Origin of the sequence: Litchfieldia salsa, from assembly GCF_900104555.1 — a bacterium.
In the GTDB taxonomy this organism is placed as follows: domain Bacteria; phylum Bacillota; class Bacilli; order Bacillales; family Bacillaceae_L; genus Litchfieldia; species Litchfieldia salsa.
The window spans coordinates 26,537-50,576 of record NZ_FNJU01000003.1 but is presented as its reverse complement, the minus strand read 5'-3'; the positions used below and the strand labels follow the sequence as shown (position 1 = coordinate 50,576).

Genomic DNA, 24,040 nt, shown 5'->3' with positions numbered 1-24,040 from the left:
ATAACTCAGGATCTTTAAATTTAATAGATAGTTCATTTAATGTACCTCCTTGTAATCACAAATTATAATCAATTCCCAGTCCTTCTTTATGCAAAAAACCTGCTTCGTTACTCAACAAGGAATGTCAGATATCTTTGTTCGCATTCGCTCCCGTTTATTAAATAAGCGAAAGACACTTTATAATTTATTAGCTCTCAAACCTTGCCTTTTTTCCATACAAAGAAACTGATCATGCTATACAACCCAGTAATAATGAAAGAGCTAACAATTGGGTAACCAACATAAACTGTTGGATTCATGTGTTCAACTAAACTAAACTCCCCCCATTCAAGCCATAATCGCCAACCCACCCCAAGACTACTAAAAAATAACAAATCATAAGAACAAACGATAATTTCCCTTTATATAGACCCACAAATATGATTGCTACCATAGAATACATCAATAGCGTTAAAATAATAAAAAACAGGTCAAATCCCTTCAATCCAGGAATCACGAACGTGAATGAAATTCCAGAAAAAAAGAGAATAATGATAATGGCAAAAGGAAAAAATACTTTAGTTGATTTTCCTACTTCACTATAAAACTGTTTTACTAAAATTTGATTTCACCTCCAATCTCTTAAAAAAGAAATGCAATTAGCCTTGAACAGCATTCGCTACCCGTTTGTGGAATAACTTCTAACCAAAGTCTAAAAACAGAAGTTCCTCTTTTAATTCCTTTACTATATTTGACATCTATTGATCATCAATTAAAACTAGTGTGAGAATGACTACTAACAGGATGGAGAGGTGAAAATGTTTTAAAGTCTTTCTTCACATAACTACCTCCATGACTATATAAACGATGAAACACAAGATTGAGCCTGAAAGAAGAGGTCCAATTTTTAAAGTTAGTTTTTCAGAATTTGGTTTATAATTACCACCTGATGCTTCAAATGTAGCTGCATGAGAATGAGCCGAAAATACATCTCCACTTGAACCTAAGATAAAAGCAAAAACAGAAAAAAGTATAGATCCGAAAAACATCGTACTTAATAAGTCCGTATCGAAGAATATAGATATTCCAAATAGCAGTCCTAATTCAAACACTAACACCAATAATACAAATCCAATGTATCTTTTCATTTGAAATCCCTCCAATTCTCTGTGAGCTTAACTATATTTACGAAAAAAAGACCCTTAGGTTTCAGAATATTGAATCTTCAAACACTCCATCTAGAATATCTCCTATTAAATCATTAATTGTCTTTCCATATGATTCCTCCATTTTTCACTTAACCATTAACTACCTTATCCTTTTCACTAAAAAAACTTGCTTTAGATGGCATTAATATTGTCGTAAAGAGAACGAATGCCAGTAATGAACCCCCGAGAGAAAATGTAATACATACAAATTGTAGAGAGAACCATTCAGCGAAAAAACCTAAAATAAGGGTAAACCCAATTTGGATAATTCCCTGTAGCATATCAGCGATACTTCCAAACCTTCCCATAATAGTAACTGGTACATTGTTTTGGAAAAAAGTGGCGTAACCAGCATTAGCAAATGCCATAAAGAAGCCTAAAAACACAAATGCAACCGTTGCTGTTACAAAGCTAGATGACGAATAAAAGAAGACATAGCCAATTGATGTTAAGAACATCCCAGCCCCTATATATATTTTTAATGATATCTTCTTCGCTATCAGTGCAGACATAAACGCCCCAGCTAAAGCACCTATACCAGTTATGCTAACGATAAGTCCGTAATCACGATCTGATAACTGAAGGTGTTGTTTTATAAATGTTACCTCTTGTGAATCTAAAGCAAATCCGATTAACATTGCACCTTGAAATAATAAATAAACTAATATAAAAAATTTAGAGTTCATAGCGAACTTTCTAACTACCTTCCAATCTTCTAAAAGAATTCTCCAACGTATTGGATCTCTTACACTTTCTATATTCTCATCAACGTTAGGAAGGAGATAAATGAAGAAAGCACAAATAATAAAAGTAATAGCATTGATGATGATACATAGTTCCGTGCCTACATATATAATTAGGATTCCAGCGATTGCTGGACCTAACAGAAAAGCACCTGAACTAGTCATGCTCATAATTGAATTAAATCTTTTTCGATTTTCAGTTGGAACTAATTTTGTTATATATATCGATGAACTTGGTCCGAAAAATGCTCCTACCATATTAATCAGCAATAGAATCATATAAATGATCCATAAGTTTTCAATAAACGGAATCAAAAGAACCAACAACCCTCTTACAATATCAATAAATATCATTAGTTTTCTTTTGTTTACTCGATCAATAACACTACCTGACCAAGTATTAGTAATTAAGATGGCGATAGGTCTAATAATAAACAGTCCTGCCACAGCTGCAGCAGAGCCAGTCAAATTCAGAATTGAAATATTAAGTGCTATCAAATAAATCCAATTTCCTAAATATGAAATTCCGATTCCTGATATTAAAAGAATAGGATTTTTCCAAGCTCCCATTTACTTAACCTCCCCTTTCTCTTCATATATAAATTAAATATACCATTATATGTATATATGAAGTTGGTGAAGAGAGATTAAATATAAGACTAGGTACTCTGTTACAAGGCTTAGGATGGATAATTTTTACTGTTAAAGTAGATGTTCTTCTTCAACAAACGGGTGATTTGATCCTGAGGGATTGACGCTATTTTTATAGAATTTATTAAACTAAAGATGCAGTAGAGTTGAAGAAGGGAGATGGAACTCTCAAAAACACAAATCACTTTTGGTGGTGCTTTCATTATTAGTTGTGATTTTAACAGGATATTCAAGGAATCTGATCACTAATTCAATAAGAAAAGGCGGTACTTCTTTATTGAAGCATCGTCCAGCGTTAGTTTAGTAAGATTCATTATTTATTAATTCTTTGTAATATTTTTGGGGATTAGAGATATTATTATCAATAAAAAAGCATGCCTGTTGTTTGAACATATCAATAAGAGCTTCTCTATCCATGCTTAAATCTCCCAATTCATCAACGTCTCCCTGAACTTGGATTTTATCATGTTTTAAATCAACAATTACAGTCATATAAGTTTCCTCTCTATATAGAACAATACAGGTAACTTGTTGTTTAACTAAGTCAACATGAGGATATTCATGACGTACTCCTGTTGGTTTAAAAATTGTATATCCATCATTCGATTTTTCTATATTTTCATTCATTCTTTCACCCCGTTGGTTTGTAAAATACTATGATTAATCTATTATTATTTCATATTTCCTTTTACCTTTAAGAAAGTTTTTCCTACAAGTGTAAGGGCAATTAATAAAGTAATAAAACTTGCAACAAAGAAACCAATGGCATATGAAGGAATATTCGCTTCTGGTACTCGGTCATTTATTTCTAATCCTAAAAAGTGTACCCCAATACCATCACCATCCACATTTGTTCCAAGAGACCATAAATCTATTCCTTTGTTGACCATTAAAACAGTAATGAGAGCAAGAAAAATAAAAACAATCCAACGATAAATAGCGTTCATTTATATCCCTCCTTTTCAAATAATAGCCATTTTTTCATTTTTTTTATTTTATCGTTTTAATTACACTATCCTTCTCTGTTAGCTTAAAACTTCCACAAAAAAGGAACTTATCCTTCTTCAAGATCAGCCCCCGTAGAGAATTTGACTCCGATATGTTTTCCGCTGTTCTAAATATAACTCTACTTATTGATTATTTTTATTTCTGGAATGGGAAAGTAAACAATTCTTGTTGTTCCTACTATCTTTTTAAAAGGAATAGCACCAATATGGCGACTGTCTGTGCTATTTCGCCTATTATCACCCATAACAAAAAAATGTCCCTCTGGAACTACTTCACTGCCCACAGGTGTTTCTTTTAAAGTAAACGAACCCGTTAATGGTCCATCCACTACTTCTTGTTTATAGTCGTCTAAATAAGGTTCATCGTAAAGCTTTCCATTTATATATAATTTATCTTCTTTATACTCAATCCGATCTCCAGGTAATCCAATAACACGTTTTTTGTAATCCTTACTCTCGGTTGCGTGAAAAACAATTATATCAAATCTTTTCGGTTCACCTATTTTGGTCACAATCAGCCGATTTTGGTCTTCCAAAGTAGGTTCAATTGAAGAACCTTCAACTAAAATTGGAGTGAATAGAAAGGTAGGCAAAATAAAGGCTAATGCAATTGCAATAAAAAGTGCCTTAATCCATTCCCATATCTCATTTCTGTTTTTTGTCGTTTCCATTTACTTTTATCCCCTCTCAATCTTAAAGTAGCCATATTCTTGAAATAATTATAAAAGTTAATCAATTAAATGACCCGTTAGATTAAGTGAAAATCTTCATAATAAAATAATACCAAATAATAACAGATTACGGTTCTAATTTTTCCGGAATTATACCAATCTTTGTTGCCAGTATGAGTCAAACACACATTAATGAAACTAACAATCTTTATTAAACATTAGCGCTTTTAATTGCTGAAGATTGTTATACAACTTAAGATCTCATTATCCAAAATCATCAATCCATTAAACCCTCATCTATGTATACTTCCATACCCTCTTCTTCCAGACATTCACCAAAAATATAACTACTTTCCTATAGTCATGGTTGAGTATATTTAAATCTTCGTCAATTGCATCATATACAGCCACTACAACATCTTTAGCATAAAGATTAATATAATCATCTAATCCATTTAATTGTGCCTCAATACTGAATTCCTGGCCTTTAATTACTTTTTTGTTTGACTTTAATGCCATAGATAATAAGTGTTTAATTTCTTCCATTTATATAGCCCCCTATTATAGTTAACTCTCTATAGGTTGTAACATAATAAAATGTTTGTGTACAATTTAATTGTGATAGTTTTCAATGGGTTTTTCTCTTAGCTAAATACCGTATATATAAGGTGGAATTAAAACCTGCAGAACATGCATGTATCTTTTCGAAAATTTATTTAATTTAAGACATTCTTCACAAATGAATGTACATACATTATTTAAAAATGCCTTCGCTGTAAAACTGGTTATCTAATTTCATTATTATTTGAAAAGTTATATTATCATTGCGATATATTTTAAATCTTCAACACTCTCGCTTCTTGCTGAAGATCACCCTTCATATTTTTCTTGTGTATTCAGAAATTGGTGCTGTTTTATTATCATTTCTCTTGTTAAACATAACGAACCCGTTAGCCTTAAGTACATACCTTCACAATATGTTCGTTTAGTTCACCAAGACCTGTCGCTTTCAATTATAATAAGTGCTTTACTTCACTTCCCATTTGAATTTTCCATTATACTTAAGTAGGTTTTTCACCTGCTTCAATTCATAAAAACTTGAATGTGCTTTTTGACAATTTCTTCATCTGTTTTCCCTTCTTTTAAAAGAGTCCTGATAAGTTCATACCTCGTTACTTCAAATTCAAAAAAACTATGATATTCTTTATGTCCTTTACCTCAACATAGCTGGTTGTTGCCATATTAATAATTTCTTTGTCTGTTTTACCCATTTTTATAAGGGTTCGAACGATACTATATCTTTCACGTATTTCGCCTGTTGCCAATCCAAGCCCATATCCATCATCCCAAGCTATGTCATAGCATTCTTTACAAGGAAGACACTCATCTTGTTTCTCTTTAACTAATCCCAATAATACTGGTAATGAAATTAACGAAAAAGAACTAACGTTCGCTTCACAAATGTCACACCTTTTTTATATTAGTATGACCCTTCAGTTCACTAAATTTGTCATATGCATTAATAGTTTTTTCTTTCTCTTCAATTAAACTGCTCCGTAACAGAAAAGGATCAGCAGCTGCCTGATCCAAAATGCTTGTTGTTCATTCGCCCCCGTTGAAATTCAAGGATATGTTTTTAAATGCTTATATTTTATTAAATCGCCATTTGAATTAACCACAACTTCATCTTCCCAATAACCCCAATGAGATCGGTAATAAGGGTACACTTTTAGCGTTATCTCATATACTCCACCAATCCCACTTAACTGCTTTATTTTAAGCATCTCTGTTTCGTATGACGCCTAAGTAAGGCCTTTTGGTGCTTTTTTATCATTCTTTTATATCTCAACGATTGCTTTATCTACTGGTTCTCTTAGGCTATTTATTAGTGCCAGTTTTAGTGTTTCGCATAATTCCGTTTCAGCTTCATTAGTGATATTTGCACATGCTGGTGTACTACATATTACTAAAACAACTAATAAAGCCATAAGCCTTACTACAATCTTCTTCATAATTATTACCTCATTTTCCTAAGAACTAAATTGATTTATTCAACAATCCTCCCGTTCGCACTAGAAGCGACTGCCTTATTGAACACTCGCCCCTGTTACTTTAATAAGATGGAAACATCTCTTTTCCTAAAAACTTTTAGCTAAGTAATAAGGAATTTTGTACCCCTTGCAACCTTTAATAGAGTATTTTTTTCCTTCAACTAAGATACTCTCACATTTAAATGTTTTGATTTCGCCGTTACCTTACTCATCCCTTGTACTATCTCTTGTAACTTCTAAACTCTCGCCATCAAAAACTAAATCTGTTAATATCGTGTCTCCCTCTTTTGTGTAAGCAACCACGCGGATAGTATCTTGTTGTCCTTTCTCTGTATTTTGAACAAATTCTTTTAATCTGCTTTCATTTGTTATCTCACCAAAATTTCTACTTACAACATCTGTTTCAGACGGCACATATCCTTTTGAGTTTGTATTTGAATTTGAGCAACCAAAAAGGAATAAAAACATTAAGCAAGTTAAGATGATTCCTAAATTCTTAGTCATAAAGTTCCCCTTGAATTATTTGACGATTGAAATTAACTTAAAGTTTCTTTTATATCACAAAGTGAATCTACATTTCCTTATGCAACATTACTGCACCGTTAGTGAAAAATCGACTATTCCTATTGACAATCGCAACCCGTTTGTTGAATAAGGGTGCGGGCATTATTCAATAATAAAGTTGATGTCATCTAGTGCTGAATATGAGCACTCTAACAAAAACATAGTTCACCCATTAACTTAATTAATAATGGTTCAAATACAAGATTGAATTGTTTTTCATACCGAACTCCAATAACTAAATCTATATTTTCTGCACCACATTTACGAAAAATATCAATATGTAATGATAAGGTTAAAGCAATCCAATACAGACCAAAATCTTCGTTATCTTTGAAATCCTTTGGAGGACATAGTTCACCATTGCCTTAATCTGATGGGTAACCTTTGTTTTTTCCCCTATTTGAAATATCTCCAACTTCAATTTTATTTTTTATGTACTACCAATTAGTTTTTCAACCACTTTTGGGGAAAATATCTCACCATAAAAATGGCATCGAATAAATATCCATTCCTTTATCATTATCAAAACCTACTTTTCATTTTTTTCTAATAGAACTTTTTTCCTAAATATGTTTATTTACAATGGTTACTTTGAAAATGCTTACCTTCGTCGGGAAACTTGCCCTCGGGTGGAGTCCAAGCGATTTGACAAATATTTTTTTCATTTGTCACTGAATAGGTATATGTCCAACCTTTTTCGTTTTCAAATTCAATTTCTAGGTGATAAGGGTTATATTGCCTACCTTCTCGTTTGCTGATAGTCCATTCTTGATTAGGATATTTATCTCTTAGATATTGATTTAGTTGTTCCATCTTTTTTGATACTTGAGAATCCACCCAGTAAGGACGAATCACAAAAAATAAAAGCAATAACACAGTTAATAGAGAAGCTATAATTAAGTAAATTTTTCTATTTTTTTTTGGCAACAAGAAGGAAATTACAAAAGTACCAATTATAAAAACTAATGACACTATGACTTCCATTACTGTTATTGGATGCTGCATTATAACCCCTCCCCTTTACTTATCAAACTTAACGATTTTGTCATTAATTATTCTTGAAGAACTCCGCTTCGTTTGCTTAATAAGTTCCACAAAAAAAGCACTTCAGACCAGTATAGGTACAACCTAGTAATAGAACTCTCCTACTAAAACATATAGTGAGTAAAACTACTTCAGCTGGGTAGTATATGTTTGGGATGGTGTGCTTTTTCTAATTAGAAAATTCCCATTAATGAACAAGGAAGTGAATAGATGAATCGGAGTAACGAACTTAATAACCTTGGTGGAAATGCAGCAGAAAATGGCAATAATAAAGCTGATAGAAATGCTAATCAAGATACCAGTGACCATAGTGAAACAGCAGGAACTTTAACTGATGCCGTTGGGGGTGCTATGATAGGTTCTCAATTTGGACTAATTGGTACTGGTATAGGCGGTGTTTCAGGAGGTTGCTAATTTTATTGATTCTTGAAGCAAATCTGTTAATTGATATTCATAGCTCTCTAAATCTACTTTTCTAATTTCATCTGTAATTTCTGTCCCAGCTAGTTTTGAACAAGGTTATAATACTTTTCTTCAATTTCTTTTAGACCTTTACTGCGCAAATCAGCTTGCAACTCATCCAAATAATCAAATATGTTCATAATTTAACTCCCAATCCTTTTTTAGATTAACCTTGCCCTTTAGTCAAAAAGCTAATGCTTATTGAACACTCGCACCCTTTAGTTTAACTACAGGTATTAACTAATGGCATAAATAACTCAGGCTTCAATTCTTCACTCTCAATAACAAGAGCAGTTAAACCTTTATCAGTTTTGGTTTCGTGCCATTCATCTTTCTCCCAAAAGACAGCATCTCCTGATTGAACTTTGATGTATTCTTTTTTATCACCACAAACATAGCCTTCTCCATTCAGAACTAACAGAAGTTGAGGTACTACTGCTTGATGAAAACCAATAACACCATTTTCTTCTAAATGCATACAACCTATGTGGGTTGCCTTCTCCGTTTGAATAATACGGGACATAACAAAATCTGAATTGAATTTAGAGATTCTTTTTCCGTTTTCTTTATTAAATTTATAAATTTCCATCTTGTAACCTCCAGTATAAATAACCCTTTATTCTTACTGTTTTAATCTGCACCTGTAGTTGAATAAATTCTATAAAAATAGCGTCAATCCCTTCGTGGATCAACGCCCCCTTTAATTTAAGTACATCATTTCACATTTTGTTCAACAAACGCGCCCGATTGTGGAAGATCCACACCTAATAGAATTGGCATAGGTTGTAAATAAATGTAGGTAAACTTTTGCTTAAATATTCATTGTGGATACTATTGTATTGAGCTTTTTTAAAGTTTTCCAGTTACGAATTGTCACAGGTGTACCCAATTTCTGAAGTTGATTCGCCAGCTTGGAATTACGAATACTGTTATAAAACAAAAGGTAAACTTCGCGATTTTCGTTCTTGTAAGTTTCATATTGATTTTTATAATTGTTTAGACGTTCAATGGTTTCCAGCGGTGGAGATTCAAGCAATAAAGCCACGTATAAGCTTTCTCCCACCGCTAAAGCTTCCGCTTCTGACACTTCCTTCTCCGAGAATGGACAATTCTGAACAATCTTTTCCAATTCCAAGGCTGTTCTCAAAACAACACTGACTGAAAAATCAAATTCTTCTTCAATTTTCTTTTCTATTTGTTTTTGTAACGATTCTTCATTATCATTAGATTCGAAAACGATATTACCGCTTTGAATATATGTCTGTACCCGATTTAGCCCCATTGATTCAAGAAGATGCCTTAATTCGGCCATCTTGATCTTATTTTTTCCGCCTACGTTAACACCTCGCAACAGTGCGATATAAATCATCATTGTCCCTCTTTCCTTACTATCAGGTGATTTAACTCTAATCTCGCGGAAAAGTGGAAATACCTTTTCCACCTAAGGGTGATAATGTATTAACCTTCTCCATTCCCGCAATTATCGGTTTAGCCTGTTGGATTAATGACTGGAATACTTCTTGCGACAAAGAAGCCTGATGTGCATTCTCATCAACCCATACCTCATAGACATAAATTGAATCAGAACTTTCATTACCTAAACTAATGACATACAAATCACAGTCATCTAATTCCTCCATCGATTTCGATGCCTGTACTAGTATTTTTGCTAATTCATCGCGTTTCCCCTCACGGGCAGTTAATTTGTTAAACAATCCAAACTTTTTCAAAGTCATTCCTCCTATCTAAAAATATGTGATATAGCAGTAATTTTATATTACCTTTCATTTTCCCACAATCTGGCCCGTTTGTTGAATATCAGTTAATCACTGCTCTTGCACTAAACTGACCTATAGTTGAATAAATTCCACAAAAATAGCGTCAATCCCTGCATTGGATCAACGCCCTCATTAAGGAACCCATAGAAATTTAACGTCGTTTTTTCAAATTACTTACTTCTTCCCAGGTATTCATTTACGATTTTTTTTGCCCAATTGATTTTGTGAGATTTATATGAAAATTATTTGTTATTTAGCTTCTGTTTTATAAATTTCATAAATAAGTTCTTTTGTCGTTTCCCATCCAAGACAAGGATCTGTAATTGATTTACCAAATACTACTGGTTCGTCTTGCCGTCCTTCTTCAAGATAAGACTCAATCATAAATCCTCGAACATATTTCTTAATTTTTTCATTCCATTCACGATTAATCAAAATTTGACGAACAATACGAATTTGTTCTAAATATTGTTTACCAGAGTTATCATGGTTCGTATCAATTATGATAAATGGATTTTTAAGATGCATTTTTTCGTAGAATTTGATTGCGTCTAGTAAATTTTCTGTATAATAATTCGGTATATTTTTACCGTATTCATTTAACCCTCCACGTAAAATTGCATGAGCAAGAGGATTACCTTCAGTTTCGACTTCAGCGTAATTAAATAGAAAATTTTGTGGATTTTGAGCAGCATAGATAGCATTAAACATTACGTTTAAATTACCTGAAGTTGGATTTTTCATACCAGTTGGTACATCAATACCACTTGCAACAAATCGATGTTGTTGATTTTCTACACTTCGTGCCCCAATTGCGTGGTAGCTTACAAGATCATCAATCAAAGGAAGATTTTCTGGATATAGCATTTCATCTGCTGTTGTCAAACCAGTCTCAGTAATTACTTTATAATGTAAATCACGAACAGCCTTGATACCGTTAATTAAGCTAGGATTACCTTTTGAATCTGGCTGATGAATTAAGCCTTTGTAACCATCACCATTGGTACGAGGTTTAGCCGTATATACCCTCATTACAATAAAAATCTTATCCTTAACTTCCTCTTGCACTTTTGCTAACCGACGAGCATATTCAAGAACAGCTTCTTCATTATCAGATGAACAAGGACCAATTATCAAAAGCAAGCGATCATCTTCACCATTAATAATTGCATTAAGTTCATTATCACGTTCTTCTTTATGTTTTAACGCTTCTCCTGATAATTTGCCAAGCTCTTTAATTTCTTTAATATTAATTTTAGGGCTTATTTCTCTAAATGTCATAATGTTTATACTCCTTTTATTTATACGCCTCAAAAAGTTTATTTTATATTTAACTTGATATTATACAACGCGTCTACGACCTTGACAATTCTTAACTTCATCAACACTTAATTTTATTGCCTAAAAAACTAATTTTCTCTCGACCCCTTCTTAAACATTCCTGCACCTTTACTTCAATAAGGATTATACAGTGGGCTAATTACATTTCCCATTTTAATTGACGACCACCAATAATATGATAATGAATATGGTATACCTCTTGTTGACCATGTTTTCCCGTATTAGTAATTACTCTGAAACCATCATTGCTAACACCCAATGTTTTTGCAACTTCTTGTAAACCTTCATGAATTTTATATATTAATTTTTCATCCTCTTTTTTTATGTCCATGATGTTTTCAATATGCTTTTTAGGAATCACTAACGCATGAACAGGGGCACTAAAATGCAATCCATAAAAAGCTATAACATCTTCATCTTCATATATAATTTCAGCTGGTTCTTCTCTATTAACAATCTTACAAAAAACACAATCCATTTTTTCTTCCCCCATACTATTAAATTCTTTTTAACTCTTTCTATTGTGCTAACCAACTCCGTTACTTCAATAAGTCTTCATTTCGATAAAATGGTCAATAATTCCTTTAAAAATATGTTTTATATTGAGGAGGAATTAAATTGTTATTATCGAAAGCATGGGAAAAGTATGAGTCTGATAAAAGGATCGAGGGATTTTCTCCTCATACATTAAAAGCCTACCGCCTTCAAGCAACACTTCTTATTCGCTATTTTAAAGACATAGAGATTGCTACTCTTACAACCGAACAATTAAAATGCTACTTATCTGAATCTAGTGAACAGCTAAAAGCATCAAGCCTTGCATATAGAATCCGTTTTATGAAGGCTCTGTTTCGTTGGTCACATGAGGAAGGGCATATCCCCAAAAATCCAGCTTCAAAAATCAGAGAACCCAAAGTCGGAAAACGAATCCCTAAATTCTTAACTGAAAGAGAAATTGAACACTTACGTGAAGCATGCTTAACATCTATGGAAAAAGCCTTATTCGAATTTATGTTCTCAACTGGGTGCCGAATTGGAGAAATTGTTTCTCTTGAGAAAAATTGTATTAATTGGTCTGATCGGTCAGCAATTGTTAGAGGCAAAGGAGATAAAGAGAGAGAAGTATATCTTAATATTCGCTGCGACATTTGGTTGAGGCGATACATAGATTGCCGTACAGATAAAGACCCTGCTATCTTTGTCACAGAACGGTATCCTCATCGAATGAGTATTGCACAAATGAGGTATGTCATTAAACGGATTTCCAGTCGTGCAGGTATTAATAAGGAAATTCATCCCCACCAACTTAGGCACAGCTATGCTACCCATTTACTAAACAACGGTGCCCCACTTGAAGTAATTCAAAGTTTAATGGGGCATGAGAAGAGTGAAACAACACGTATTTATGCTCAATTAAGTGGGAGGCTTAGAAAAGAGTTTTATCAGAAATACTTCTAATCATTGTTAGAGCAACACTTATTAATGTGTTGCTCTTTTAAATTCTCGCCCCCGTTAGCTTAAGTACAATTCTTCACATTCTATCTAACAAACAAAAACTATATTTAGAAGCAGACGTTTACTGAAATTTTTAGTTGTTATTAGAAAATACCTAATGCTTCCCATTCTTCCCTTAAGATACCCATACGTATAGAGTCATAATATTCCCCTTGGTAATACCGTACTTTTCGAATACGAGCTTCCATTTGCATACCTAATTTTTCGCCAACACGAATCATGCGTTCATTTCCCGACCATGTGGTTAAACCAACTCTTACGAGAGGTAAATTTTTAAAAATGTGATTGATCCAAAGGTTTAAGACCCGAGTTCCTAGCCCCATATTCCAATTGTGAGCCTCATGTAGAACAATACCCATTTCTAGCCATTTATTTTGTTCATCTTCAAAATAATATGAGACAATTCCTGAAATGTTTTCGTCCACAGTAATAACCCAAAAACTTTCTTTACCAACCCAATTTGTTCCAATCGCTATAAATTGTTCATAAGACATTGATTTATGCTTTAATGACTTTGGCATTGGTTGGATTTGCTTCATCTTTACCGATAAGAAAACCACCCTTTGTCAATTTCATACCACTTTCTCCAAAGCCACCTGCATTTGTCTCGATATAATAAGTTAATTCTCCAACGGACTTTATATCTTTACCTTTGTATTGAAGTTTAAATTCCTGTGTTTCATAGTCATCATTGGTTTGTGTAACCTTTAATTCAGCAGACCAATTATCTGTTTCTCCTGAAAGTAAAAGGTTGTGAACTACAAGCGGTAAGTAATAACATTAGGGCAACTAATAACGATGGAATCTTTTTAATGATAATACACCCCATTTCTTAGTAAATAATTCATTACCCAAATTGTACCATTTAGTAAGTGAATATGTTGAAACTTTTTATACTATCCTGCTCCAATAGTGAAATAAGCGTTTCTGCTTGTTCCAGAAACGCCCCCGTTAACGCAATAAGAAAATTACTTAAAATACTTTTGGATTATCAATAATTAACCACATATTTTCTTCGTCATACCCATCGACTTTCCCTATTATTTTGTGTCGAGGATAAAGGTTGTCTGGTTGTGTACTATTTCTACATTTATTATAGTCAGCGATACCAATTATATCTTGAGAGATGCTGATAATTACCCCATGAGGATAAAAGACTTCAATTATCCCTTCAATCTCAGATCCTATTGGGAATTTCTCTTTTGTTTTGAGCCAATTGTCACTATGTCTATCTCTATATTTGTTCCATATTTTATAAAATTGGCTTTCGCTTATCTTAGAACCACCGAAATCTATTATGTCATTTACATCTATTTTTCCTTCGGCTAGATAAAAATGATGCTCTTTATCTTTACGATTGGACGCTATGTACTTATTCGCCATTACTGCAATCTGTTTAGAAGCAACATCATCATGAATTTCTATATATGTAGTACCCTTTAAGTCATCATCATACCACTTAAAAAATTGTTTCATAATGTTCCTCCCGTCACTTCTTATTCCACTCTTGCACCCTTTAGTTAAATAAGATAGGGTTTACATAAACGATTTGAAAAAGGGAAAGATGATAAATGGAGGTGTAAACATTGAGAAAAAAAAAGAATATCCCATATTATCTATTAAACATAAGCACTATAATTGGGTTAGTTTTATTACCCTTTGCCATCGTAAAACGTTCATTTAAAGATTGGGTAATTGTTTATCTTGTAAGCTTTATAGGTAATCACTTTGCTGATAGTTATTTGGTATCAAAGGGCTATTTAAAATACAAAAATAAACTTTTAAAAAATTTTAAAATCCACTTACCTTTTGACTATATTCATTATCCATTGATGTTGCTTTACTACAACCAATGGACACTTAACAGCAGACCCATTGGTATTTTTTTGAAGGCAATCATATTAACAACCCCACAGATAATCTTAGAAACTTTAGCCGCAAAAAAAACAAAATTAATTACATGGAAAAAAGGATGGAGTTGGTATCATTCATTCCTAAGTATGGCATTAAAACTGTTAATATGCAGAAGTATCATTGGAATTATTAGAATAATAAATAAAGGAAAGATTTCTGTTTAATAAAAAGAGAAAATGCCTTATTCTCTTTTTTTTTACTCTCATTTGTGTTTAAAAAAACAGGAAAACCTACTCCCCTTCTTTCACTAACCTGACCGTTACCTCAATAAGGAAAGCGGTACTTCTTTATTGAAGCATCGCCCCCGTAGCCTAATAAAGTTTGCAATTTTTTATTTCTTTATCTTTCTAATAGGAAAATAGACAATTATCAATATGAATCCGATTACCAAAGTTACAAATGGAAATATTAAGGGGAAAAATATTGAAGGATAACCTTCCCAAGCTTGTGTATAATAACCAATCGAATGGGGCACCACAACACCAGCATTAAGCAATTCTGTTTGTAAAGCATCACGTTCGATAAAACTAAAAGATTTATTATTTAAATTCCCTTCTTCATCTAATGCGTATAGAGTATACTTTAATTTCTCTAAAGGAACCCAATCAACTATATCTCCATTTGTCATCTCTTTTTGTAATTCTTTTGTTTTCTTCAAAAGAACAATAAATTGAGTTTTATTATTTTTTAAATCTTCTAAGAGTAAATAAGCAATTTCCCCATAATATCTATTTAAACCTTCTTCATTTATCCTTATTGGGTATCCTTCTAATGTATCTATTTCTTTTCCATCTACTATTAACGCTAAATCTGTGATGCCGATTTTATTATTCCAAGGGTCTATATAACTATCCTCATCTTTTACTGTTTCCTCTATATCTACAATATGGTCTTTAAAATGGAATGTCGATTCAGTAGAAGGATAACCTTTGCTTACGTTTGTAATCCTATACTCTGCATTCATCTTTTGATTATGAATGAGCTCCATTACCATTTTTGTGCCTAATGGCAAGGAAATTAAAAGTAATACTATACCCGTCAAAAAAAATATTAACCTTTTTTTCATATCCGTCCACCTCTATTTTTTTAGCAACTTCGGAGACCTAAGTATAAGTCTTACTTGTACTAACCTAACCTTTATTACAACAAGTAAAGCCTCTAATCGTGATCGGTCAGTAACTGCTCTTCTTTCATATTCGCACCCCTATAGTTCAATAAATACATTATAGTACATCTAGAACAGAGGTCCATGCTGGAGAAGTTGGTTCTATAATTTTAAAATGCTCTATATCAGGTAGGATAACTAGCTTTACGTTTTCTCCCTTTTCTATAGCATAATTGTAATAATCCTTACTTAAATCTACTGGTACGTGGCGGTCTAACTCACCATGTATTAATACTTGTTCAACTTTTATTGGCACTAATTCTGCTGGGGAAGTAAGTTTGTAACGTTCATTAACTTCATCTGGCGTTCCGCCTAGTAGATTAGCTACATGACTTCTAATTCCTTTTTGTTCGTGGATTTTCCACATCTTTACCAAGTCCGTAACACCAGCTAAACTAATAACTTTCTGAAAAGCAACAGTAAGCTCATTAAGTGCTCCATCGTCCTTACTACTAGTTTGGATTCTTGAGCCTAACCAAAGTGCTAAATGTCCACCTGCAGAATGACCTATTACAGTAACATTCGATATATCTAATGGAAAAGATTCCTTTATCCTGTGAAGATAATTAATAGCACTAATAACATCATTAAATGTTCCAGTCCATCCTCCTCCATCTTCACCCACTCTCCTATACTCAATATTCCATGTTGCAAAACCTCTCTTTGTCAAATCTTCAGCAATTGGATTATTTTCTTCTAAGTTGTATCTTGCTTGCCAAAATCCCCCGTGAATTAAAACTATCAATGGACAAGATTCTATATCCTCAGGAACTCTTAATACACCAAATTGAGATGCATGTTCCCCATAGTAAATCTTAAATTCATTTTTCATTTATACTCTCCTTAATAATAATGTATTAACATTTTAATTCGATAAAAAAAGCCACACTTCCTTTATAGAAGAGTGGATACTGTCATTTTGCTTATTAAACTATCCTGCTTTAGTAAAAAAGCAAATTCATCTTGTTCAGTATTCGCTCCCGTTTGTTGAATAAAGATAAAATTCATTTGTCGTCCTTTTGAGCTGTGACTAAGATACTTAATCCGCGTTTTTCTCCATAATCCCACATTTTCACCCACGGAAAAGTATTTAATGGTAGATAAAAAGTACGCTCTTCCAATGGTTGTATAATCGTCATGTCACATTTAATTCCGCTTAATTCAGTTGCAGGATGAATGCTTATTTCTCTTCCGGTATCGTTGTAATAAACAAATTTCATTGCCTTCCTCCTATGTCCGTTAGTACAATAACTTCAACAAAAAGGCACCAATCTCAATCCCGTCCCTTCTTGGATCAAAGCCCCCTTTAGTTCAATAACTATGAGTAAAATTTTGTTTTTTAATTACTCTCCTATTCATCATCTTTCTTTCTCTATACCCAACTCTTCTAATAGGTCATCTATATCAAGATTTTCAGAAAAAGTTAATTCCTCCAATTCTTCCTCGGTTAGTTCATATTCATTATTGTTTAAAATTTCACTATAAACATTTTGTTTCACGAGATTAATTTGTTCTTGTGTTACTCCCCATTCAGCAAAAATTAAAGGTAGTGATTGAATATAAAAGTAAATGTAACTTTTAAGAGGATATTCTGAATTAACGATTTCATAATAAGGAAACCATAAACCATAATTTCTACTTTTAGCACGTTTATTCTTCCTTGGTAAAAATACTTCTAATATATCTTGTTCTTTCTTTGTGCATACAGTTAGATGTAAAAAGATATCTTTTTCTATATCCAACAATCCCAACGGCTTCATGGTATCCTCAATAATCTGTTGCCTAATAAACAAATCAACTTTATGAGAAAATTTAAAATTAATTTTAGGTTCATTAAACCAAGCACCTACCGTTAATTCCATGTACGTTCCTCCCAAGCTCTTTATAATAAACTCCTCTTCAATTAACCTGACCGTTACTTCAAAAGAAGGTGCGAAAATCCTTCATGGATCAACGCACCCGTTAAAGAAGCCATTATCTAAGTAACCCAGAGTTATTTCTCCTTCGTGATTAATCTCAACTACATATTTACCTCTCACGTATAGGAACGTATCTGCTGATACTGCTATAACATCATCTAAAGCCTTTTCAATATTATCAAATTTAGCTTTCAATACTGGGAATTTATCATGGCTCCAATAAATTTCAATTCCTTCTTCTGTATTTAGTAAATCTGTTAAATCAACTATATTGTTTATGTTCACAGGGTTATTAAACTTTTCCCAATCTAACCTTCCCCAGTCAGTAAATGGAACATGATCTTCAAATAGGTCATAAAGTTCTTCACTCTTATTATCGGAAAAAATTGTCACGCCATCACCCAAAGCCGCTATACATTCATCAAATAAAGCTCCATAACCCTCCTTGATTTTTGCTTTTTGTTTTTCAATTAATAATGCTAATTTCTTCTTTCTGTCTTCTTTTTTCATTAATCTCCAACCATTCAAAAGGAGTGTCGTTTCTTGAATTAACCTTCTCCGTTAGTGAAGTACATTTCATTTATCATTTTGTAGCTTTTCTAACTTATCTATTGTCTTTTTAGCCTCATTCCTTACCCATGTTATATTATGATTAACAAATGGTTTAATATAAGGTATCAATTCAGGATCTTTAAATTTTGAAAGTGCCATTATTACATGTCCCTTAACGTCTTCATCATCTAGTAAATCCAACAAGAATGGAATTGCCTTCTTATCTTTGAATAAGCCCAGTGCTACAATAATCATTTGTCTAGAAGTACCATGTTCCTTATTTATTACAATTTTTATTAAGTCATTTAATGTACTTTTATCAAGTATTATTGATAACGAATTACCAATAGCCCATTTATAAGATCTATCATTACTAGATAGGAATTCCCTTAATAGCGCTTCCGTTGCATCATAAAAGCCTTTAACTCCCAAACAACTTACAAAAAATAATTTTTCATTGACTTTATCAACACTTCCTAGATATTTCAGTAAGATCGGAATAAGATTTTTATCTTTACTTTTTAGCTTGTACAAATCTTGATACGTTTTGATATTATACCCTTGCTTATTTACATCTTTTATAAGCTGTTCTACATCAAGCAATTAAGGCCTTCCTCCTTTACCATTTCTTATTCAAATATTCTTACCGTCAGGTTAGAAAGAACATCTTTATAAAACGTGTAGATTTTCAATAGTAAAAGCTAAAATATTATTATTTTCGTCTATTATGGCTTCACAGAATAATGTTAAATCGCTTCTATGATTATCAATCCAAAGTTCAAATTCTAAAGCATATCCTGATTCATCATCGTACTTATAAAAATGTACATTCTCATAAGCATCATCAGGCGGAATTGTTATTGAATCCCAGTTACTTAACTCTTCTCTAAGGTCACTAATTGAAAGTCCATTTTGTAACCTCGCTTGTATTTTATTAAAATCGCCTTGAACAAAATCTATAACAGTCTCCATCAGTAAAGACTTTATTTTATTTTTTATGTCCATAAATTCACCACGTTTAAATAGTTTTTCTATTAGAATTTAACCTGTTTTAAATCGTCCTTTCTGAAGTAATCTTCTACTTTACTTCAATAAGCGAAGGCATTAATCCTTCTTGGATCAATGCCCCCGTTAGCACAACAAGCATTATTTAAAAGTATTTGGATATGTCATAATTCGCAAAAGTTTCAGCGAGTTTAATGGGTGATACTCCATAATTATTTTCTAAATATTTGTCCCCACCGAATTCTAATAATAACTGTATCATTTCACCTCTACCTCCAGAGTAAAAGACCGCATTTGATAAAGATGTATTCCCATTATTATCCTGAATATTTGCATCTGCTTTATAATTTAGTAGCAACCTCGCAATGTCTAATAAATGATTTTGTGAGGCAAAATGTAAAGCTGTATTTCCGAAGTCATCTTGTAAATTTACGTTTGCTCCCTTATCCAACAAAAGTTTAACAGCATCATTTTCTTCGTCAATCACAGCATACATCAGTGCAGTTCTTCCTTCTTCATCGTCCACAGAATTTATATCATCAACAACATCTACTAATGATTTCACTACATCCCACTCTCCATTAATTGCTGAAACTAATAAATTTGACATTTTTCTTGCCTCCAAGATAGTTCTCTTTATAACAAAAACAGATTACCTTATTTAACTAAACTGATGTTCAGTAGTGGTTGAAAGTAGCGACAGCTTATTAAAGTATTCTGCCTCTTTACTTCAATAAGCAAAAGCGATTCTCCTTCTTGAAGAATCGCTATCCGTTAATTTAAGTATTTATTTTCACAAAGTCTTAGATTTCCTCAAATAAATAACACTCTTATTCTATTATCAAATCAAAAATCCCCATAGGGTTGAGGATAAAATATATCCCTAACAAAGCTAAAACAACAATAAATATAATTACTAAGACAACCTTCATTAAGGCTACCTCCTAATCAAGTATTTCTGATATTTCTTCAATTCCAAAACGTCTATAACTTATTCAAAATAAGTCTCCGTTTGTTGAAAAGTGATTATCCTACTCTTGTTCTCTTTTTAGTAGAAACACTGATTATCACCATTACAGTGATAAGTATCGTAACAGACAAAAAGTAAATAAAATAATCCATAAACAATTCCTGGGACCATTGGGTTCCATCGGTTATTATCCAATAACTTATTTTATTTGTAATTGCTATTCCATCTTGTCCATCGAAACTCGCTTTGTAATTCAACCATAAACTAATTGTAGATACGGTTGAAATTGCTAAACCTACAATTAACGTTATAGTTAAAGGACGCTTCACAGAAAAGAACTTTAACAATCCAAAAGTAACTAAAAGCAATGTTAATGTTGTTAATATAAGCATAAACAACTTCACCCCTCGTAAGTCTTCCACATTCCTGATTCGTTAGCTTAATAACTTCCACAAAAAAGGAACTTATCCTTCTTAAAGATAAGCACCTTTAGTAAAAAAAACTATTGAGGAATGTTTAATAATTCAAAAAATCCAGGATCTGGTTTAGATTCTTTAACCCCTTTTTCGGATTGAAAGTAAATTGTCTTCTTATCTTCGTAAAGAACCTTTACCTTTATATTACCAAAATCAATCACAGTTGTTTTGCTTCTAGGTAAAGTATCTTCTTTATAATTGTATGCTTCAGTGTTGATAAACCCTACAATTCCTCTAATTCTATCTTTATCTCTTATCTCTATGCATTCATTGTCTGATTCGGCTTTATAAATACAAATTACCTTTGGAATATCCTCAATCCACGATGAACTGACTAAAATTGGACGCTTATCAAACATCACTTCAGTCTGGTCTTCGAATTTATTATAGTGGGCTGAAAGTGATAATTCACCTTCGAATCCCTCTTTACTCCATCCAGAATAAAATCCAGACCAGTCATTATCTGAGTCATTGTCATTAAGGGCAGAATCTTTATATTCAACTTTCCATCCCTGTTTAGGAAGTTTATTGATGTAGAATTCATAAATATCAGTCCACTGATCACCATTAATAATATAGTGGTGTTCACTTGGTTCTAACCCTTCGAATAGAGGAATATCTTCGTGTTGCTCAGGGATAATTGACATCCCCTTGTAAGTATCATCAGTGACTTTTTGATAAACAAACCAACCCATTGCAATTAAAATTGCAATAAAACCATATAATAATAAACTATTTTTACTCAATTGATCCCTCCTTGCCCTTAATCATTGTTTCTTCCACTAAACTGATTCATTAGTTGAATAGTCATTGCAGTTCTATTTTAACTTTAAGGTCTCCTAATTCTTCAATCATTTTCTTTGCTTTCCCGTAGGGAACTTCCTCTGTAAGAACAAATGGTAGATTTTTTGACCTTTTTAATAATTCAGATGTAGCTATTTTAAGTCCCAGGATACTTTTAATTTTTATTAAATCTTTTAAAGCTCCATCTTGTATATCCACTACAACGAGTTTAGCATTCTCTGACCAATTAACTTCTGTCTTTTCATAAAGTTCTATTGTTAAACCATTTTTAACCCATTGGATTAAGTCATTCGATATTAACAAGGCATGTTCTGGAGTCATGTCTCCTGAGTCAGCTATTAACACCTCTTCTTTTTTTAAATCTATACACATTAGAATAACCTTTCCACTGCTATCATCACCGATAGAGATAAAACCAGGTGCATATATATCTGTCTCCCATGTTTCATTACGTTCAATAAGGTCTTGTGTTCCGTAAATAATAATTCCCTCACTTTTAGACACACCATTAGAATTTAGCAATAGTTCTTTATAGGAAGTAGGAAGTTTTGTATTCATCTTCAATTCTACTTTTTCTAGTTCCATAACATTAGCTGGGGGATTTAGAACCAAGCCTCTTATACTATTTAAATCCATAATTTAAACCCTCCACCCCTTAGAATAGCTTACTTCACTAAATGCTCCTTTACTTCAATAAAAAGTGCGAAAAATGCTTCTTGGATCAACGCACATGTTAATTTTTAAAAAATCTACAATTTATATTCATAAATAGACCAAGGAAGCCATAAGACAGGTTCAGTTCCAACTTCCTCATGATTACTATAATCACAACACCTTAATGCCATATCTAGTGAGGGTATAAAGCCATTTTCATTCAAGGAGAATTGAAATTCGTTCTTATAGTCCTTTTCTAAACTATTACAAATATAAGAATGGAACTTACCAAATTCAAATCCCAGAACCTCATAGCCTTTTATATCTGCTGCTTCCATCTCCGTAGTTGTCCTATTCAACAGCAATTTTTTAATACCATATTGTCCTTTACTAGATTTAGCTAGCGTTTCTGCTTCATCCAGAAAAGCCTGTACTAAATTTTCTGGTAATCCAATTCCTATTATGCTAATATCATTCAAATGATTAAGAAACTTCTTGGCAAATTCCCGTGCTAAATGAACTGTGGTAAATAGTTGAGGAAATTGAAACGTTTCCTCATCAAATTTGTCCTCAACCCATTTTTCCATTTCCTCATAGATCTCTTTTGAAAGGTTTAATTTCTTTGAATAATTCTGTTTACTTTTATTTGAACTTCCCCACAATTGTCAATCTCAGGATGAAAATCACATAGACAGTCACTTACTGAAATGATTGTCTCAGGTAATATGGTCTTATCCATATATTCAGCTCTTGTTAAAGGTGAAATAATATAATAACCACCTGAAATGTATTTCATTTACCCACCTCTTTTTAAACATAGCAATAAATACTTTCTTGTTGAACTATACAGACCGTTAGTAAAAAAGCGGCTGCTCTAATTTCGCAATCGCATCTTTTAATAGATAATGTTCTATATTTATGAAAGCAATTCAGTTAATTGTTTGGGTCTATCAAATAAATACTCTGGATTCAAAGGGGATAATCTTTCATATTTCCCTTCCCCCCAAAGAGCTGCAACACTTATCATATTCGCAGAATGTGTAGCTTGAATATCGGTTGGTTGGTCTCCAATATATAAACATTCCGTCGGCTTAAGCCTTAGTTTTTCAGCTAATTGAAGTAAAGGAACAGGGCTTGGTTTAAAATCTTGGCAATCTTCTTTCCCCATAATCACATCAAAAAAAGGATACAAAGCTGTGTTCTCCAATTCTTTTGTTGCATTTTGTTTTAGTTTAGCTGTAACAAGACCTAACCTATATCCCTTTTGTTTAAGGTTTAGGAGCATCTCTTTAACTCCATCATATTCTTTAATATTCTGATTATATTTACGATAATAATCTAATGTTTCTTCGATAATTTTTTCTGTTTCAGAATTTGTTAAAAAAGGAAACAACTCATTTAAGGCTTTGAAGGGCTTTCCTAATAAATATTGTTTTTCATCCTCTTTTAATTCTCTGTTTAATATTTTCTTAATCCCATAATTATAAGATCCGTCCCTAACCATTCACTGTTAATTAAAGTTCCATCTAAATCAAATAAAACTCCCTTAATTTTACTTATCTTAAAT

General features: G+C 32.5%; 34 protein-coding genes. 3 read left to right on the top strand and 31 right to left on the bottom strand.

Going from position 1 to position 24,040, the window contains the following annotated elements:
• Window positions 1-815 precede the first annotated feature (815 nt).
• The 10 genes from BLQ56_RS07085 to BLQ56_RS07045 form a co-directional block, all read right to left on the bottom strand.
• Complete coding sequence (locus BLQ56_RS07085; protein ID WP_090851577.1) at window positions 816-1,127, bottom strand: hypothetical protein; 312 nt, start codon at window positions 1,125-1,127, stop codon at window positions 816-818.
• 149 nt (window positions 1,128-1,276) lie between these two features.
• Window positions 1,277-2,500 carry an MFS transporter gene (locus BLQ56_RS07080; protein ID WP_090851574.1) on the bottom strand — a complete coding sequence of 408 codons (1,224 nt, stop codon included), beginning with the start codon at window positions 2,498-2,500 and terminating at the stop codon, window positions 1,277-1,279.
• 381 nt (window positions 2,501-2,881) lie between these two features.
• A complete protein-coding gene (locus BLQ56_RS07075; protein ID WP_090851571.1) occupies window positions 2,882-3,208 on the bottom strand; it encodes a hypothetical protein in 327 nt (108 codons plus the stop codon).
• A 44-nt stretch (window positions 3,209-3,252) separates the two neighbouring features.
• A complete protein-coding gene (locus tag BLQ56_RS07070; protein ID WP_090851568.1) occupies window positions 3,253-3,528 on the bottom strand; it encodes a hypothetical protein in 276 nt (91 codons plus the stop codon).
• A gap of 179 nt (window positions 3,529-3,707) precedes the next feature.
• Complete coding sequence (lepB, locus tag BLQ56_RS07065) at window positions 3,708-4,259, bottom strand: signal peptidase I (RefSeq protein ID WP_090851566.1); 552 nt, start codon at window positions 4,257-4,259, stop codon at window positions 3,708-3,710.
• A gap of 297 nt (window positions 4,260-4,556) precedes the next feature.
• Complete coding sequence (locus BLQ56_RS07060; RefSeq protein WP_090851563.1) at window positions 4,557-4,805, bottom strand: hypothetical protein; 249 nt, start codon at window positions 4,803-4,805, stop codon at window positions 4,557-4,559.
• 1,076 nt (window positions 4,806-5,881) lie between these two features.
• Window positions 5,882-6,043 (bottom strand): DUF3888 domain-containing protein, encoded by a 162-nt coding sequence (locus BLQ56_RS23830; RefSeq protein WP_238457203.1) that lies wholly within the window; start codon window positions 6,041-6,043, stop codon window positions 5,882-5,884.
• Between the two features lie 54 nt (window positions 6,044-6,097).
• On the bottom strand, window positions 6,098-6,271 hold the full coding sequence (locus tag BLQ56_RS23825) for a hypothetical protein (RefSeq protein ID WP_238457202.1): 174 nt from the start codon (window positions 6,269-6,271) through the stop codon (window positions 6,098-6,100).
• 243 nt (window positions 6,272-6,514) lie between these two features.
• Window positions 6,515-6,814, bottom strand: a complete 300-nt coding sequence (locus tag BLQ56_RS07050; protein WP_090851560.1) for a DUF4362 domain-containing protein — start codon at window positions 6,812-6,814, stop codon at window positions 6,515-6,517.
• 633 nt (window positions 6,815-7,447) lie between these two features.
• On the bottom strand, window positions 7,448-7,879 hold the full coding sequence (locus BLQ56_RS07045; RefSeq protein ID WP_090851557.1) for a hypothetical protein: 432 nt from the start codon (window positions 7,877-7,879) through the stop codon (window positions 7,448-7,450).
• A gap of 249 nt (window positions 7,880-8,128) precedes the next feature.
• Here BLQ56_RS07045 and BLQ56_RS07040 point away from each other — a divergent pair, with 249 nt between their 5' ends.
• On the top strand, window positions 8,129-8,332 hold the full coding sequence (locus BLQ56_RS07040) for a hypothetical protein (RefSeq protein WP_090851554.1): 204 nt from the start codon (window positions 8,129-8,131) through the stop codon (window positions 8,330-8,332).
• Window positions 8,333-8,603: 271 nt separating this feature from the next.
• Here BLQ56_RS07040 and BLQ56_RS07035 read toward each other — a convergent pair whose 3' ends face one another.
• From BLQ56_RS07035 to BLQ56_RS07015, 5 genes are all read right to left on the bottom strand, one after another.
• Complete coding sequence (locus BLQ56_RS07035; protein WP_090851550.1) at window positions 8,604-8,969, bottom strand: cupin domain-containing protein; 366 nt, start codon at window positions 8,967-8,969, stop codon at window positions 8,604-8,606.
• 222 nt (window positions 8,970-9,191) lie between these two features.
• The gene (locus tag BLQ56_RS07030; protein WP_338011840.1) at window positions 9,192-9,749 is read right to left on the bottom strand and encodes a DUF1697 domain-containing protein; all 558 of its coding nucleotides are present in this window, start codon (window positions 9,747-9,749) and stop codon (window positions 9,192-9,194) included.
• Window positions 9,750-9,786: 37 nt separating this feature from the next.
• Window positions 9,787-10,110: a putative quinol monooxygenase gene (locus tag BLQ56_RS07025; RefSeq protein ID WP_090851544.1), complete on the bottom strand. Its 324-nt coding sequence runs from the start codon at window positions 10,108-10,110 to the stop codon at window positions 9,787-9,789.
• 297 nt (window positions 10,111-10,407) lie between these two features.
• Window positions 10,408-11,472, bottom strand: a complete 1,065-nt coding sequence (locus tag BLQ56_RS07020) for a 3-deoxy-7-phosphoheptulonate synthase (RefSeq protein ID WP_274380211.1) — start codon at window positions 11,470-11,472, stop codon at window positions 10,408-10,410.
• 166 nt (window positions 11,473-11,638) lie between these two features.
• Window positions 11,639-11,977, bottom strand: coding sequence for a histidine triad nucleotide-binding protein (locus BLQ56_RS07015; RefSeq protein WP_090851539.1), 339 nt, complete (start codon window positions 11,975-11,977; stop codon window positions 11,639-11,641).
• Window positions 11,978-12,117: 140 nt separating this feature from the next.
• Here BLQ56_RS07015 and BLQ56_RS07010 point away from each other — a divergent pair, with 140 nt between their 5' ends.
• Window positions 12,118-12,957, top strand: a complete 840-nt coding sequence (locus BLQ56_RS07010; protein ID WP_090851536.1) for a tyrosine-type recombinase/integrase — start codon at window positions 12,118-12,120, stop codon at window positions 12,955-12,957.
• Between the two features lie 140 nt (window positions 12,958-13,097).
• On the opposite strand, the gene BLQ56_RS07005 is transcribed toward BLQ56_RS07010, so the two are convergent.
• Both BLQ56_RS07005 and BLQ56_RS07000 read right to left on the bottom strand, forming a co-directional pair.
• Window positions 13,098-13,535 (bottom strand): GNAT family N-acetyltransferase, encoded by a 438-nt coding sequence (locus tag BLQ56_RS07005; RefSeq protein WP_238457201.1) that lies wholly within the window; start codon window positions 13,533-13,535, stop codon window positions 13,098-13,100.
• A gap of 451 nt (window positions 13,536-13,986) precedes the next feature.
• The gene (locus BLQ56_RS07000) at window positions 13,987-14,490 is read right to left on the bottom strand and encodes a hypothetical protein (protein WP_090851534.1); all 504 of its coding nucleotides are present in this window, start codon (window positions 14,488-14,490) and stop codon (window positions 13,987-13,989) included.
• A 110-nt stretch (window positions 14,491-14,600) separates the two neighbouring features.
• On the opposite strand from BLQ56_RS07000, the gene BLQ56_RS06995 reads away from it, so the two are divergent.
• Entirely contained in the window at window positions 14,601-15,092 is a 492-nt protein-coding gene (locus BLQ56_RS06995; protein WP_090851531.1) for a CBO0543 family protein, read from the top strand.
• Between the two features lie 167 nt (window positions 15,093-15,259).
• On the opposite strand, the gene BLQ56_RS06990 is transcribed toward BLQ56_RS06995, so the two are convergent.
• The 14 genes from BLQ56_RS06990 to BLQ56_RS06925 all read right to left on the bottom strand — a co-directional run bounded on the left by BLQ56_RS06990 (window position 15,260) and on the right by BLQ56_RS06925 (window position 23,977).
• Window positions 15,260-15,994: a hypothetical protein gene (locus tag BLQ56_RS06990; RefSeq protein ID WP_090851527.1), complete on the bottom strand. Its 735-nt coding sequence runs from the start codon at window positions 15,992-15,994 to the stop codon at window positions 15,260-15,262.
• Between the two features lie 157 nt (window positions 15,995-16,151).
• A complete protein-coding gene (locus tag BLQ56_RS06985) occupies window positions 16,152-16,925 on the bottom strand; it encodes an alpha/beta hydrolase family protein (RefSeq protein ID WP_090851524.1) in 774 nt (257 codons plus the stop codon).
• A gap of 172 nt (window positions 16,926-17,097) precedes the next feature.
• Complete coding sequence (locus BLQ56_RS06980; protein ID WP_090851522.1) at window positions 17,098-17,313, bottom strand: hypothetical protein; 216 nt, start codon at window positions 17,311-17,313, stop codon at window positions 17,098-17,100.
• Between the two features lie 138 nt (window positions 17,314-17,451).
• Complete coding sequence (locus BLQ56_RS06975; protein WP_090851521.1) at window positions 17,452-17,955, bottom strand: hypothetical protein; 504 nt, start codon at window positions 17,953-17,955, stop codon at window positions 17,452-17,454.
• 81 nt (window positions 17,956-18,036) lie between these two features.
• A complete protein-coding gene (locus BLQ56_RS06970; RefSeq protein WP_090851518.1) occupies window positions 18,037-18,522 on the bottom strand; it encodes a CDI toxin immunity protein in 486 nt (161 codons plus the stop codon).
• Window positions 18,523-18,588: 66 nt separating this feature from the next.
• A complete protein-coding gene (locus BLQ56_RS06965; protein WP_090851515.1) occupies window positions 18,589-19,167 on the bottom strand; it encodes a HEAT repeat domain-containing protein in 579 nt (192 codons plus the stop codon).
• A 66-nt stretch (window positions 19,168-19,233) separates the two neighbouring features.
• Entirely contained in the window at window positions 19,234-19,569 is a 336-nt protein-coding gene (locus BLQ56_RS06960) for a DUF7668 domain-containing protein (RefSeq protein WP_090851513.1), read from the bottom strand.
• A 145-nt stretch (window positions 19,570-19,714) separates the two neighbouring features.
• Window positions 19,715-20,179 (bottom strand): ankyrin repeat domain-containing protein, encoded by a 465-nt coding sequence (locus tag BLQ56_RS06955; RefSeq protein WP_090851510.1) that lies wholly within the window; start codon window positions 20,177-20,179, stop codon window positions 19,715-19,717.
• Between the two features lie 416 nt (window positions 20,180-20,595).
• Entirely contained in the window at window positions 20,596-20,937 is a 342-nt protein-coding gene (locus tag BLQ56_RS06950) for a hypothetical protein (protein WP_175490220.1), read from the bottom strand.
• Between the two features lie 104 nt (window positions 20,938-21,041).
• Window positions 21,042-21,761: a hypothetical protein gene (locus BLQ56_RS06945; RefSeq protein ID WP_090851504.1), complete on the bottom strand. Its 720-nt coding sequence runs from the start codon at window positions 21,759-21,761 to the stop codon at window positions 21,042-21,044.
• Between the two features lie 61 nt (window positions 21,762-21,822).
• Window positions 21,823-22,455, bottom strand: a complete 633-nt coding sequence (locus BLQ56_RS06940; protein ID WP_090851501.1) for an SMI1/KNR4 family protein — start codon at window positions 22,453-22,455, stop codon at window positions 21,823-21,825.
• A 113-nt stretch (window positions 22,456-22,568) separates the two neighbouring features.
• Window positions 22,569-23,060, bottom strand: a complete 492-nt coding sequence (locus tag BLQ56_RS06935; RefSeq protein ID WP_090851499.1) for a hypothetical protein — start codon at window positions 23,058-23,060, stop codon at window positions 22,569-22,571.
• 26 nt (window positions 23,061-23,086) lie between these two features.
• Window positions 23,087-23,269, bottom strand: a complete 183-nt coding sequence (locus tag BLQ56_RS06930) for a hypothetical protein (RefSeq protein WP_090851496.1) — start codon at window positions 23,267-23,269, stop codon at window positions 23,087-23,089.
• Window positions 23,270-23,389: 120 nt separating this feature from the next.
• Entirely contained in the window at window positions 23,390-23,977 is a 588-nt protein-coding gene (locus BLQ56_RS06925) for an HAD family hydrolase (protein WP_090851493.1), read from the bottom strand.
• Between the last annotated feature and the right edge of the window lie 63 nt (window positions 23,978-24,040).